Genomic DNA, 12452 nt, shown 5'->3' with positions numbered 1-12452 from the left:
GGCCGGGCGGGCCACCCGGGTCTACGTGGTGCCGCCGCCACTCGCCGGCTGGCGGCCAGCGCTTATTCCACCTCCTTCAGGAGCCGCTCGAGCGTCTGCATCCGGGTCTGCATCTCCGCCACCCGCCCGCCCAGCTCGGCGAGGTGGCGTTCGACGGACTCCTGGACGAGCAGGGACTTGTCCGCGATCCGGCGGTATTCGCTTTCGCGGGCAAGCACGATCTTCGCTCGCCGGGTCGACGCGAACTGCCAGATCGACACGACGATCACGATGGCGATCAGCGAGAAGATCCCGATGGTCCCGATGATTTCCTGCCAGTCGGTGGCGCTCATTCGTCTTCCCTCTTCTCTGGTGGGCTGAGTGTGCGGGCCGCGACCGCGATGATCTCCGGCGTCAGATGGAGGTCGAGCGGCACGACCTCGTAGAACTTCATTGCCTTGCCGTCCTCGGACAGTTCCAGTTGCGCGGTAACCAGCCCGGCCGCCTCGAGCTTGCGCAGGTGAACCTGCAGCAACGCACGACTGATACCCAGGTCCCGGGCGAGCTGGCTGACGTAGTTGCGCCCGGTGGCCAAGGCCGCGAGGACCCGCAGCCGGTGCGGGTTGGCCAGCGTCGCCAGCACCCGCACCAGCTCGTCTCCGGCGAGGTCCGAAGTCGTCACGGTGAGATCCTGAAGCACATGCTAAGAAATGTTAGCAGATGAAAAGTCGACTGGGCGCCACCCTTCGCGGTCGCCGGAGGAACCGTTCGACCGGAGCTGCCGACGGTCCGGTTGCCACGACCCCTGAGGCGTACTACCTGAGGCGTATGTGGCGGTGTGGAGGCCTGGAAAGATCGGCCTTGAGGATGTCGGCAGGGGCTTCGAAGATCCCTAACGTGATCGTTGTCCGAGAGCGACGACCACACGGGAGCCGGGATCACATGATCGAGGCAAGGGGCCTGGAGAAGCGGTACGGCGACAAGGTCGCCGTACATGACCTCAGTTTCACGGTGCGGCCGGGGACGGTGACCGGGTTCCTCGGTCCTAACGGTGCCGGCAAGTCCACCACGATGCGGATGATCCTCGGCCTGGACCGGCCGACCCGCGGCGAGGTGCTCGTCAACGGCCGCCGCTACCGGGACGCGGCGGCGCCGATGCACGAGGTCGGGGTGATGCTCGAGGCCAGGGCGGTGCACACCGGCCGGTCCGCGGCCAAGCACCTGCTCGCCCTCGCCCAGACCCACGGCATCTCGCGCCGGCGGGTCAACGAGGTGATCGAGATGGTCGGGCTGACCGACGTCGCCCGTAAGCGCGCCGGCGGCTTCTCCCTCGGCATGGGGCAGCGGCTCGGTATCGCCTCCGCCCTGCTCGGCGACCCGGCGACGCTGATCCTCGACGAGCCGGTGAACGGGCTGGACCCGGAGGGCATCCGCTGGATCCGCAGCCTGCTGCGCGACCTCGCCGCCGAGGGCCGCACGGTGTTCCTCTCCTCGCACCTGATGAGCGAGATGGCCCAGACGGCGACGAACCTGGTGGTCGTCGGGCGCGGCCGGCTCATCGCCGAGACGACCGTCGAGGAGGTCATCGCCAGCGCCTCGCCGGCCGCGATCCACGTGCGCACCCCGCAGAGCGCGGCGCTGCGCGACGTGCTCGCCGGCCCCGGCGTCACCGTCACCTCGACCGCCGCCGACACCCTCGACGTCACCGGCCGCACCAGCGCGCAGATCGGCGAGGCGGCCCGCGCGGCCGGCCTGGCCCTGTACGAGCTCACGCCGAAGCAGGTCTCGCTGGAGGACGCCTTCATGGACCTCACCCGCGACGCGGTCGAGTACGGCACGACCAGTCCGAACATCACCAGCTCCAGCAGCACGGACAACGAGAAGACCCTTGCCCTGGCGGGCATCGTGGGATCGGAGGCTCGGGCATGAGCACGCAGATGGCCCGGATGATCGGCACCACCACGACCGTGACCGGGCCTGCGACGGCGACGGCCGGACGTTCGGCGAGTGGACCTCGGCCCGCGGGCCACGGGCACCGGCCGGCGATGCGCGTCACCCAGCTCCGGGTGCTGCGCTCCGAGTGGACCAAGCTGACCTCGCTGCGCTCCACGGTGTGGACGCTGGCTGCGGCGCTGGGCGTGACAGTGGTGCTGGGCTTCATCCTGTCCCGGGTGACGGCCAACGACTGGCCGAACTATGGCGCCGAGGAGATGCGCACGTTCGACGCCACCGCGACCAGCCTCAGCGGGATGTACCTCGCGCAACTGGCCATCGGGGTGCTCGGCGTTCTGGTGATCTCCGGCGAGTACGCCACCGGGATGATCCGCGCCTCGCTCGGGGTGGTCCCGCGCCGCCTGCCGGTGCTGTGGGCGAAGGTGGCGGTCTTCGCGGCCGCGAGCTTCGGGCTGATGGTGGTGGCGAACCTGATCGCGTTCACCGTGGGCCAGGCGCAGCTGTCCTCGCGGCACATCGACGTGGCGCTGTCCGACCCGGGGGTGCTGCGGTCGGTGCTGGGCACCGCGTTCTTCGTGACCGGGATCGGCGTGCTCGGCCTCGCGCTCGGCGCCCTGCTGCGCAACACGCCGGCCGCGATCGCCACGCTGTTCGGGGTTCTGCTGGTGCTCCCGCAGATCGTCGGGGCGCTGCCGCCGCGGCTGGCCCGGATCGGCGACCACCTGCCCTCGGCGTCCGGGGACGCACTGATGCAGGTGGTGCGTTCGCCCAGCGTGCCCTCGCCGACGCATGGGCTGCTCGTGCTGCTCGCCTACCTGGTCGTCACCCTCGCCGCCGCGGCGGTCCTGCTGGTCCGGCGGGACGCCTGACCCGCGACCTCACCGGACCGGCCCCGCGTGCGCCGTCCGTCGGGGGACACGGTCTCGATTCCCACTGCTCGGGAGGTCACGATGGCGGGTATGGCAGTGCTGACGGAACCGGGCCAGCCGGAACCGGGCCAGCCGGAGCAGGTCCGGCCAGGGCCGGCGTTGGGCCAGCCGGAATCCGCCGCGGCCGGCCCTCGGGGGAACCCGGGCCCGGCCGAACCGGGGCTGGTGCTCGGCCGGCTGCGCCACGTCCGGGTCGGCCGTTACCTGCAGACCCACCCGAAGCTGGTGGACGGGATGTTGGCCGCGGGGCTGAGCCTGATCGTGTTCGCCGCGCTTCTGGACACGCTGGCGAAGGCGTCCGGTACGCGCCAGCTCACCGTGCTCGGACTGGCCGCGCTGGAACTGCTGCTGGTGGTCTGGCGGCGCCAGTTCCCGATGGTCGTCCTCGCGGCCTGCCTCGCGGTCGCCGGGGTGCAGGCCCTCATCGGTTCGGCGGTGGCGAGCAACTTCGGGGTGCTGGTCGCCTTCTACACGGCGGCGGCGCAGGGCACCCGGCGCGTCCGGCGGGCGGCGACAGTCGCCATGGCCGTCGCGACAGTGGTGGGGAGCATCGCCTGGCGAACCCAGAACCACGCTCCGGTCCCCGCCAACCTGATCGTGCTCGGCCTGGTCGTGGTCACCGCGGGGGTGCTCGGGCGCAACGCGGGAACGCGGCGCGCCTACCTCGCGAGCCTGACCGACCGCGCCGACCGGCTGGAGCGCGAGCGCGACCAGCAGGCCCAGATCGCCGCCGCCGCCGAACGGGCCCGCATCGCCCGCGAGATGCACGACGTCGTCGCCCACAACCTGTCGGTGATGATCGCCCTGGCCGACGGCGCGGAGTTCGCGCTGGACAGCTCGGTGCCGCAGGCGAAGCAGGCGATCATGCAGGTGTCGCGGACCGGGCGGGAGGCGCTGGCGGAGATGCGCCGCCTGCTCGGGGTGCTCCGCGCGGACGGCGCCGCCGACGGCACGGCGCCCCAGCCCCGGCTGACCGACCTCGACGCGCTGATCGGCCAGGTCCGCCAGGCCGGCCTGCCGGTGCTCCTCACCGTCACCGGGAAGCCGCTGGACCTGCCGGCCGGCGTGCAGCTCACGATCTACCGGCTGGTCCAGGAGGCGCTGACCAACACCCTCAAGCACGCCGGCCCGGCCGCCACCGCCGCCGTCGAGCTGCGCTACGACCGGCGCGGGATCACCGTCGACGTCCGCGACACCGGCCAGGGCGCCAACCCGGCCGGTGGCCCGGCGGCCCCCGGCGGCCAGGGCCTCGTCGGCATGCGCGAGCGCAGCGCCGTGTACGGCGGCACGGTGCAGGTCGGCCCCGGGCCGGACGGCGGCTGGCGGGTCAGCACCTGGATCGCCGCCGATGGGAAGGTGCCGGGGTGACCTCCGTCGATCCCGGCTCCGCCGCCGCTCCTGTCACCTCGGTCCTGCTCGTGGACGACCAGCCGCTGCTGCGGATGGGCTTCCGCATGGTGCTCGAATCCCAGCCCGACCTGAGTGTCGTCGGCGAGGCCGGGGACGGCGCCGAGGCCGTCGCTCTCACCGCGAGCCTGCGCCCCGATGTCGTTCTGATGGACGTGCGGATGCCGGGGGTGGACGGCATCGAGGCGACGAGCCGGATCGTCGCGGCCGGCAGCGCCTCGCGGGTACTGATCCTCACGACGTTCGACCTGGACGGGTATGCCTTCGCCGGGCTGCGGGCCGGGGCCAGCGGGTTCCTGCTCAAGGACGTCCCCCCGGCCGACCTGCTCGCGGCGATCCGCGCGGTCGCGTCGGGCGACGCGGTCGTCGCGCCCAGCATCACTCGCCGCCTGCTCGACGCGTTCGCCCATCGCCTGCCCGACCCGGCGGCGCTCACCGGGCCGGCCGGAACCGGCGCGCCCGCGCCTGAGTACGGTGGCGCGTCGCCGTTGCCGTCGCAGTCGGCCGGGCCGGACGCGGCGCCGCCTGTCGACCGGCGGCTGGCCCGGCTCACCGAGCGCGAGCGGGACGTGCTGAACGAGGTGGCCGCCGGCCTGTCCAACGCGGAGATCGCGGCCCGGCTCGTGCTGTCGGAGGCGACGGTGAAGACGCACGTCGGGCGGATTCTGGCCAAGCTCGACCTGCGGGACCGCGTGCAGGCGGTCGTCTTCGCCTACGAGATCGGTGTCGTCCGCCCGTCGGACAACCCGCCCCGCCCGGCCTGACCCGCCACAGGCAGCCGACTCGAACCCTTCTCACATCATTCCCTGGCGCGGGTCTCATGTCGGGCTGGTGCTCTTGTCAGGCCGGCCGGGCGGGCGGGTCTGGCGCACCGCTCGCCCTCGGCCGACACCGGCGATGGCCGCCGGTGTCTCAGGACCCCGCCCGTGGGCTTCTGAGGCTCGTCGCTCGTGAGGTAGGAGCCCGTCCCATGCCCCTTCAGATGTCGGTCCTTCGAGGTCCCCTGGCCGCTGCCTCGATCGGCGCGCTCATGCTGGCGCTCACTGCCTGCCAGGGCGGTGGCGCGGCGCGGATCTCCGCCGGCACGACGTCGTCGGCCACCTCGTCGTCGGTCACCTCGTCGTCCGTGGGAACGTCGTCCGTGGGAACGTCGTCCGCGGGAACGTCGTCCGTGGGAACGTCGTCCGCGGGAACGTCGGACCCGGCGACGGCGGCCGCGGTGACGTCGCAGACCTCGGCCGGCCAGGGCACCGGAGGGCCCGGATCGCTGACGGTGGCCATCACCTCCCCGGTCACGCTGTCCGGGCATGTCGACACCACGGTGACCTGCGAGACCCCCGGCGCCCGCTACGTCGCGTCCGCCAGCGGGTCGCTGCAGGGCTACCAGATCTCCGAGTCCGTGCGGGTCTCCGCCTACCGCGGGCCTGGCACCTACCACGCGCTGGTGGCCGTGTCGGTCCTCGGGCCGAGCAGCCAGGACGTCGTGACCGCCGTGCCCACCGACGCACAGATCAGCGCCAGCGGCGGCAGCGTCGTCTTCTCGGCGTCGACGTCCGGTGGCCGAACGCTCGCCGGATCCATCAGCTGGGCCTGCTCCGCCTGAACCACCACCCACCGGCAGGTGCGGTTACTGCGTCGTCGGCTTTCGTCGTCGGTTCGTTTTCGGGTCCAGGCGGCGCAGGAGGACGGCGATGACACCGATGTAGACGACGGTGAGGGCGAGCCCGGCGCCGATGTCGAACGCGTACTGACGCTCCGTGTGGTTGAAGAGCGCGTCGCGCTCGGGGGCACTGGGGTTGATCGGGACCTGCGGGCCGGGAACGACCTGGCCGTCGAAGGTCTGCGGGCGGGTCTGGCCGGCCCGCAGGAGTGTGTTGAGATCGGCGTCCGACTGCTGCCGGATGCTGGGCAGTGCCTCCGGCGTGGGTCGGGCCGACGGCGCCGTCACCGACGCCGGGACGTAGTGCCGCGACTGGCGGAAACGCGCCGCGGACTCGGCGCCAGGAGTGTCCAGTAGGCGCAGGAACACCCATGGATAACCCTGTTCGCCGAAGAACGGCAACGGGACGTCAGTTCCAACGGCACCTGGCTCGGCGGCAGCCGGATGCTGAACACGGTCGAGATCCGCGGCGAGACGCGGTTCCCACCGCCCAGCCCTGGCCCGTCGCCTCGATCATCAGATGCTGCCGGGAGACGCGGCCATCCGCGATCACGTGATTCGCGTGCGCGCTCGGCCGATGATGAACCGCGGTCGGCCCTCGGCCACGACGACCTCGCCGGCGTCGCTCCTGACCGTGAGAACTGCCGTGGACACGTTCCATCCCTTCGCGGCGACGCCAAGGAGGTGTTCGACGCTGAGTTTCGCAGACGGCCGGGCCACTCGGACTTTGTTTGCGGTACGCGGGACCGCGACAATCCTGCCGGGAATCCGATGGGTACGCAACGCCGGTCACTTCTTCGATTGCGCGGCGACAAACAATCGATGGCCGGCCGTCTGTTTGCGGCGGGCCGAAACGCCGGTGGATTCCTGGCTGTTCTCGTGGCGGCGGAAACCGGCGAGATCCCAGGCCGGCGGGAACCGGTAGCTGGGCCCGAAGTGGTCCGCGCCGCCGCCGAGCACCGCGACCGGCGGGTGGCGCAGGTCCGCGGCCCGCTCGGCGGTGGTGAGCAGCAGGGCGCAGCCGCCCTCGGAGGTCATCGCGCAGTCGAGCAGGTGGAACGGGTCGGCGACCAGGCGGGAGTCGACCGCGTCCAGGGTCGGGCCGGCGTCGGCGAGGACCCCGGCCACGGTGACAAAAAGTCACCGTGCCCTTCGCATTGTTGCCCCACTTCGTGGGGGTCGGCGCGGGTCGATCTGAGGCGATCAGTCGTTCGCGGGCTGCTCGTTCATGGAGCCGCTCGGCTGCTGGGCCGGGATCACGGCGACGTCGACGTCGGCCGGGGTGCCTGCCACCACGGCGTCCACCAGCTCGGGAGGGGCCGTGGGCGCGCTGGCAGCGGCAGCCGCGGCGAGCTGGCTGGGGCGCAGCACGAGCAGAGCGATGATCAGGGCGACCACGACGCAGCCGGCGCCCACGAGCCCGCCGAGGCGATAGCCGTCGGCGAGCGAGTGCAGCGGGTCGTGCCCGGACCGGATCAGGTCGTTGGTGCGGTTCGCGGACAGCGTGGCGAGCACGGCGAGGCCGACGGCGCCCGCGATCTGCATCGACACGTTCACCACGCCGGAGGCGAGCCCGGCGTCCTCGGCGGGGACGTTCTTCATCGCGATGACCAGCAACGGCATGAACAGCAGGCCCGCGCCGACCCCGACACCGATCAGCGACAGGAACAGCCAGGGGAGGTAGCTGGCGTCGGTGTTGCCGTTGGTCCAGGCGAGCAGGACCAGGCCGGCGATCATGATGATCAGGCCGGCGACGAGCAGCCGGAACGGCCCGAACCGGCCCATCAGCCGGGTGGTGACACCGGACGACAGCGCGGCGATCACGAGGGTCTGGGGGAGGAAGGCCAGACCCGTCTTGATCGAGCCGTAGTGGAGAACCTCCTCCAGGAACAGCGACCCGAAGAAGAACACACCGTAGAGACCTGCGATGACAGCCGCCCGGACGGCCGCGGATCCGATGAGGGACCGCTCCCGCAGGATGCGCAGCGGCACGATGGGGTTGTGCACCCGGCTTTCCCAGCCGAAGAACGCGGCGAGCAGCACGACGGCCACGCCGAGGGTGCCGAGGGTGCGTGCGGACAGCCAGCCGTGCTCGGACGCGCCGACGATCCCGTCGATACCGATCAGTGCGGAGGCCGTGACGAGCACCGAGCCGACGATGTCGACGCCGCCCCCGGCGCTGGTGCCGGCCCGGGACGGGAGCAGCCGCAGCCCCGCGACCAGTGTGACGACGCCGATCGGGATGTTGATCGCGAAAATCCAGTGCCAACTCAATGCTTCAGTCAGAACGCCGCCGAGCAGCAGCCCGATGGAGCCGCCGCCGACGGTGACGAGCAGGTAGAAGCTCATCGCCCGGGCGCGCTCCTCGGCCTGCGGGAAGTCGGTCACGATGAAGGCGAGCACGGCTGCCGAGGCGAGCGCGCCGCCGACGCCCTGGGCGAAGCGGGCGGCGATGAGCACGGTCTCGCTGCCGGCGAAACCGCAGGCCGCGGAGGCCGCGGTGAAGATCGCGAGGCCGGCAAGAAAGATCGGCTTGCGGCCGAACAGGTCGCCGAGCCGGCCCGCGACCAGCAGCAGGCTGCCGTAGCTGATCAGGTAGCCGTTGATGACCCAGGTCAGGTTCGTCTGGCTGATGCGCAGGTCATTCTGGATCACCGGCAGCGCGACGTTCACGACGCTGCCGTCCAGGATGACCATCAACTGGGCGACGAGCACCACGAGGAGGGCCAGCCGCCGGCGGGTCGACGTGGTCGACGGGCCAGCCGCAGCATCGGCATTGTTCATGGATAGTCACTGTAGCAGTGATTATCTTCTTGCCAACTCAACGTGCGCGCGGTACTGTCGATGATCATGATAGCTCCACCCGACTTCGCCGGGCTGGCCAGCTCCGCCGGGCTGGCCAGCTCCGCCGGGCTGGCCAGCTGCGGAGCCGTCGCGAGCGACGCCGGGACCCTCGTCCTGCTGACTCGACTGGCCCGCCGCGTCTACCGCGAGGCCGGCGAGCGCGATCTCGGCATGTCACTAAAGTGCTTCGTCCTGCTCAACCACGTCCGCGAGGACGATGGCGTTCCGCAGCGGGCGCTGTCCGAGACGCTGTGCATCGACGCGAACAACACGGTTCTGCTGCTCAACGTGGCCGAGCGTGCCGGCTGGGTGGAGCGCCGACGCGACCCGAGCGACCGCCGGCGCCACCTCGTGCACCGCACCGCTGCGGGCACCGCCGCGCTGCGCGGCGCCGAACGGGCGATGGACAACGTCGAGGACCGGGTCCTCGACCACCTCGCCCCGGCGGATCGGCGGAATCTGCACGTCCTGCTCGGCCTCGCGCTCGCCGCCGACGAGGACCACACCGGCTGATCGCGGGCTCCGCCCCCCGCGTCAGGACGCCTCGACGACCACCGCCGTGGAGTCGGTCGGGGGGCCTACGGGGTACAGCACACGCTGCTGTCGCTCGGTCCGCTCCTGTCGCAAGGAGGCGTAGCCGACGAAGCCGAGCAGCAGGGCGAGCAGGGCCGCGGAGGAACCCGCGGTGCCGAGCTGCAGGCCGCCCTTGGCGACCGGCTTCGTGAGCAGGTCGCCGACGGTGGCCCCCAGCGGGCGGGTCAGCACGAAGGCCAGCCAGAACAGCAGCACGTTCGGCACCTGCGGCAGGTATCGCAGGGCGAGCAGCACGCCGAGCGCGGCCGCGATGACCAGTGCGCCGGCGGCGTAGCCGAGCCCGGAACTGTCCGAGAGGAAATCGCCCATCGAGGTGCCGAGCGTGTTCGACACCAGGATCGCCGCCCAGAACAGGCACTCGCCGCGAAACGTGTTGATGTGCCCGATCGAGAAGGTGAGTCGGGTCAGTTTCCAGACGACGAAGATGGCCACCAGAATGGAGATCAGGATCGCCGCGCCAGTGGGGTAGCCCAGGCCGAGGCCCTGCGGGCCCAGCCCGAGGGAGTCCGCGCCCTTGGCCAGGTACCTGGCACTGGCGTCGCGATTCATGAAGTCGGACATCGTGGTTCCGGCCGTGCTGGTCGAGAGAATGACCGCCCAGTAGCAGAAGGGGTTGTAGCGGCGGGACCGCAGCTGGATCGCCAGGGTGGCGACGAAGATGGCGAAAAGCGCGACCGTCGTCATGAAATAACCGATTTTGAGGGTCTGGGCGAACAGGTCGCCGGCCGTCTCACCCAGGGTTGTCGCGGCGACCTTCATGATCCAGAAGGCCAGCGTGACCGCCGGCAGCTTCTTCATGGCATATCGACCGCTACCGGTGGTAAGTGGCCCCGCGATGGCTTCTGCTCCGGCCATGCTGAACTCCCTCTGTGTTATGACAACCGGTCGGCGGATCTTTTCGCGAACGTAGGGAGAGCTCGATGAAAGGAGGATGTGAACGAGGAACGGAAACGTCTACACCGGTATTGGATGGCGATTTCCGGAGGTTGTCGAACACTGCCGGACGGCTCGTCGCGGCCGGCATGACCGGCGAAGCTGGCTACCGGCGGTGTCCGCGGCGGTGTCCGCGGCGGTGTCCGCGGTGGTGGGCGGCTGGTGCTCGGCGGTCAGCCGCCAGCCGCGGGCCCGGCGGCGTTCGGCCCAGAACGCGGCGTAGCGCCCCTCGGCGGCGAGCAGGTCGGCGTCGCCAGCGGCGGAGGTCCGCGGCTATCAGTTGAACGGCGGGCGGGTGGTGCTGGAGATGGGCGCGGTTCGGCCCGGCTGGTCTCGGCGACCCCGGACCCCGGCTGGCAGGTACCTGCCTGGCAGGCCGACGGGTGGCTGCGGGTCGACTTCAGCCACGGCGGCACCACGTCGTCGTGCTTCGTGACCTGGAACGGCCACCCGCCCACGGTCCAGACGACCTGACGACCGCCCGCCCGCGGCCGGTCGGTCACCCGCTCGTCACTGCCTGCTGCTCAGCCGAGACGCGCACCTGGCGGTGCAGGTAGTACAGCCAGGGCGGGATCGTCGCCCAGTACACGATGATGTTGCCGATCACCACGCCCCGGGCGCCGCCCACGAGCAGGCCGATCACCGGGCAGGCGAGCAGGAACGGCACGAAGAACAGGTTGATCCAGAAGGTCAGCCTGGTCCGGCCGAAGGCGTACAGCACCGCTGCCGGGCCGACCGCAAGACCCGGGCCGGCCTGCGCGATCACGGCGAGCAGCAGCAGCTCGTGGGTCTGCTTCCAGGTGTCGCCGAGCAGGGCGGCGCCGAAGTTGCCCGGCAGCACCATGAACGCGAGCCCCCACAGCGTGCTGGAGACCACCACCAGTCCACTGACGAGATACGCACCGCGCAGCACGTCGCGGCCGGGCATGTGCTTGCGCCGGGAGAACTCGGGGATGGCGAAGCTCATCAGCGCCACGGCCAGGTTCGTGGTGGGCGCGAGCAGTGTCTGCAACCCCCGCAGCGCGCCGACCAGCGACGTCGAGCCGATCGCGCCGATGATCAGAGTGGAGGACTGCTGCGCCCCCTGCAGGGTGAGGAACTCGGCGGTCATGAAGCCGGTCGTCTCACGGTGCCCGGTGAACCACGCCCAGGCGCGGCGCGGCGCCGGCCAGGCGCGATGCTGTCCGATGCCGACCAGCGCGGCGAGCCCGGCGGCCGCTCCCCAGAGCAGGACCAGCGCCGCGCCGCCGTGACCGCCGGGGGTGGCGACGGCGAGCAGGCCGACACCGGCGGCCAGCCCCGCCGCCCACACCAGGTCGTTCGCCACCGCGAGCAGCGGCCGGCCCTGCGCGAACGAGGCATAACGCCACGCGTCCTGCAGCAGCAGCGCCGGCATGATCACGCCCATGGCGGCCAGGTTCAGTCCGACGGCGCCCCGCAGCGCCGCCCCGACCAGCAGGAGCAGCACCCCCACCACGGAGCCCAGCGCGAGCGCCGTACCGGCCGCGCTGCGCACCGCCGCGCGGAACGCCGAGGGCGGCGCGTCGGCGTAGCTGATCCCGAGCGGCGCGGTCGCCGCGGCCCGGGCCAGGCCGACCACCATGGCGAAGATCGTGTAGGCGATGGCGAAGGCACCGAACCCGGTCGGGTCGACCCGGCGGGCGATGAGGAAGTTGATCGCCGCGTTCGTGCCGCTGGAGACGACCTGATCGAAGACCGTCCACAACGCGTTGGCCCGGCTGCCCGAGCGGACCGGGGCGTCGGTCTCGGGCTGGTCGGCCAGCTCCGCAGCCTGGCCGGGGAGGTCGACATAGTCCGGATAGTCGCGGCGCGCAAAGTCATTGTCCGCATACTCACGGTCGGAATGGCTGCGGTCCGGATATTCATGGTTCGAGTGGTCGTGCCGGTCCGCGCGCGGACCTTCCTGGGGGAGCCGCGGCGGCGGGACTCCAGGGTCCAGGCTGGTCGCGCGATCCGAGCCGCGCGTCACATCGTCATCCACGTGTCGGTTACCTCGCGCCCGTTCCGGGATCCGCTCGGCGGACACGCGACACCGTCAGGCCGCCCGACGGGTTCGGTCGGTCGTGCCGGCCTGACGACGGCCGCGCCGCGCCGCTACCTACCCCCCGGTCCGGTCTGCGGTTGGTCAACGC

15 protein-coding genes are annotated in these 12452 nt (G+C 71.4%); 7 read left to right on the top strand and 8 right to left on the bottom strand.

Annotated features, from left to right (window positions below):
• Window positions 1-62: 62 nt before the first annotated feature.
• Together MXD60_RS24635 and MXD60_RS24630 are read right to left on the bottom strand one after the other, a co-directional pair.
• Window positions 63-332: a hypothetical protein gene (locus MXD60_RS24635; RefSeq protein ID WP_248821734.1), complete on the bottom strand. Its 270-nt coding sequence runs from the start codon at window positions 330-332 to the stop codon at window positions 63-65.
• Complete coding sequence (locus MXD60_RS24630; protein WP_248821732.1) at window positions 329-661, bottom strand: ArsR/SmtB family transcription factor; 333 nt, start codon at window positions 659-661, stop codon at window positions 329-331. Before MXD60_RS24630 ends, MXD60_RS24635 begins: the two co-directional genes overlap by 4 nt.
• A 260-nt stretch (window positions 662-921) precedes the next feature.
• Between MXD60_RS24630 and MXD60_RS24625 the strand changes: the two genes are divergently transcribed.
• From MXD60_RS24625 to MXD60_RS24610, 4 genes are all read left to right on the top strand, one after another.
• Entirely contained in the window at window positions 922-1908 is a 987-nt protein-coding gene (locus MXD60_RS24625; protein ID WP_248821731.1) for an ABC transporter ATP-binding protein, read from the top strand.
• A complete protein-coding gene (locus tag MXD60_RS24620) occupies window positions 1905-2801 on the top strand; it encodes an ABC transporter permease (RefSeq protein WP_248821730.1) in 897 nt (298 codons plus the stop codon). Before MXD60_RS24625 ends, MXD60_RS24620 begins: the two co-directional genes overlap by 4 nt.
• Before the next feature lie 90 nt (window positions 2802-2891).
• Window positions 2892-4229 (top strand): sensor histidine kinase, encoded by a 1338-nt coding sequence (locus MXD60_RS24615; protein ID WP_248821729.1) that lies wholly within the window; start codon window positions 2892-2894, stop codon window positions 4227-4229.
• A complete protein-coding gene (locus MXD60_RS24610) occupies window positions 4226-5032 on the top strand; it encodes a response regulator (protein WP_308222591.1) in 807 nt (268 codons plus the stop codon). Before MXD60_RS24615 ends, MXD60_RS24610 begins: the two co-directional genes overlap by 4 nt.
• Before the next feature lie 214 nt (window positions 5033-5246).
• Here MXD60_RS24610 and MXD60_RS24605 read toward each other — a convergent pair whose 3' ends face one another.
• Window positions 5247-5549: a hypothetical protein gene (locus tag MXD60_RS24605; protein WP_248821728.1), complete on the bottom strand. Its 303-nt coding sequence runs from the start codon at window positions 5547-5549 to the stop codon at window positions 5247-5249.
• Here MXD60_RS24605 and MXD60_RS24600 point away from each other — a divergent pair.
• Window positions 5542-5871 carry a hypothetical protein gene (locus MXD60_RS24600; RefSeq protein ID WP_248821727.1) on the top strand — a complete coding sequence of 110 codons (330 nt, stop codon included), beginning with the start codon at window positions 5542-5544 and terminating at the stop codon, window positions 5869-5871. The genes MXD60_RS24605 and MXD60_RS24600 overlap by 8 nt on opposite strands.
• 24 nt (window positions 5872-5895) lie before the next feature.
• Here MXD60_RS24600 and MXD60_RS24595 read toward each other — a convergent pair whose 3' ends face one another.
• From MXD60_RS24595 to MXD60_RS24585, 3 genes are all read right to left on the bottom strand, one after another.
• Complete coding sequence (locus MXD60_RS24595; RefSeq protein ID WP_518468618.1) at window positions 5896-6297, bottom strand: hypothetical protein; 402 nt, start codon at window positions 6295-6297, stop codon at window positions 5896-5898.
• 420 nt (window positions 6298-6717) lie between these two features.
• Window positions 6718-7056, bottom strand: a complete 339-nt coding sequence (locus MXD60_RS30510; RefSeq protein ID WP_248821726.1) for a hypothetical protein — start codon at window positions 7054-7056, stop codon at window positions 6718-6720.
• 75 nt (window positions 7057-7131) lie between these two features.
• Window positions 7132-8712 carry an MFS transporter gene (locus MXD60_RS24585; protein ID WP_248821724.1) on the bottom strand — a complete coding sequence of 527 codons (1581 nt, stop codon included), beginning with the start codon at window positions 8710-8712 and terminating at the stop codon, window positions 7132-7134.
• Between the two features lie 60 nt (window positions 8713-8772).
• Between MXD60_RS24585 and MXD60_RS24580 the strand changes: the two genes are divergently transcribed.
• The gene (locus MXD60_RS24580) at window positions 8773-9285 is read left to right on the top strand and encodes a MarR family winged helix-turn-helix transcriptional regulator (protein WP_248821722.1); all 513 of its coding nucleotides are present in this window, start codon (window positions 8773-8775) and stop codon (window positions 9283-9285) included.
• Window positions 9286-9306: 21 nt separating this feature from the next.
• Here the strand turns inward: MXD60_RS24580 and MXD60_RS24575 are convergent, their stop codons facing one another.
• On the bottom strand, window positions 9307-10164 hold the full coding sequence (locus MXD60_RS24575) for a COG4705 family protein (protein WP_248821720.1): 858 nt from the start codon (window positions 10162-10164) through the stop codon (window positions 9307-9309).
• A 297-nt stretch (window positions 10165-10461) separates the two neighbouring features.
• On the opposite strand from MXD60_RS24575, the gene MXD60_RS24570 reads away from it, so the two are divergent.
• On the top strand, window positions 10462-10773 hold the full coding sequence (locus MXD60_RS24570; protein ID WP_248821719.1) for a hypothetical protein: 312 nt from the start codon (window positions 10462-10464) through the stop codon (window positions 10771-10773).
• A 25-nt stretch (window positions 10774-10798) separates the two neighbouring features.
• On the opposite strand, the gene MXD60_RS24565 is transcribed toward MXD60_RS24570, so the two are convergent.
• A complete protein-coding gene (locus MXD60_RS24565) occupies window positions 10799-12289 on the bottom strand; it encodes an MATE family efflux transporter (RefSeq protein WP_248821718.1) in 1491 nt (496 codons plus the stop codon).
• Between the last annotated feature and the right edge of the window lie 163 nt (window positions 12290-12452).

Source organism: Frankia sp. AgB32, assembly GCF_023243045.1.
Lineage (GTDB): Bacteria > Actinomycetota > Actinomycetes > Frankiales > Frankiaceae > Frankia.
This window is presented reverse-complemented; position numbering and strand designations above follow the sequence as displayed.

Excerpts from the sequence above, each read along its gene's own strand:
- MXD60_RS24575 (WP_248821720.1), bottom strand. The coding sequence starts at position 10,164 with ATGAAGAAGCTGCCGGCGGTCACGCTGGCCTTCTGGATCATGAAGGTC.
- MXD60_RS24620 (WP_248821730.1), top strand. The coding sequence starts at position 1,905 with ATGAGCACGCAGATGGCCCGGATGATCGGCACCACCACGACCGTGACC.
- MXD60_RS24615 (WP_248821729.1), top strand. The coding sequence starts at position 2,892 with ATGGCAGTGCTGACGGAACCGGGCCAGCCGGAACCGGGCCAGCCGGAG.
- MXD60_RS24635 (WP_248821734.1), bottom strand. The coding sequence starts at position 332 with ATGAGCGCCACCGACTGGCAGGAAATCATCGGGACCATCGGGATCTTC.
- MXD60_RS24625 (WP_248821731.1), top strand. The coding sequence starts at position 922 with ATGATCGAGGCAAGGGGCCTGGAGAAGCGGTACGGCGACAAGGTCGCC.
- MXD60_RS24580 (WP_248821722.1), top strand. The coding sequence starts at position 8,773 with ATGATCATGATAGCTCCACCCGACTTCGCCGGGCTGGCCAGCTCCGCC.
- MXD60_RS24605 (WP_248821728.1), bottom strand. The coding sequence starts at position 5,549 with ATGGCCACCGTCAGCGATCCGGGCCCTCCGGTGCCCTGGCCGGCCGAG.
- MXD60_RS24585 (WP_248821724.1), bottom strand. The coding sequence starts at position 8,712 with ATGAACAATGCCGATGCTGCGGCTGGCCCGTCGACCACGTCGACCCGC.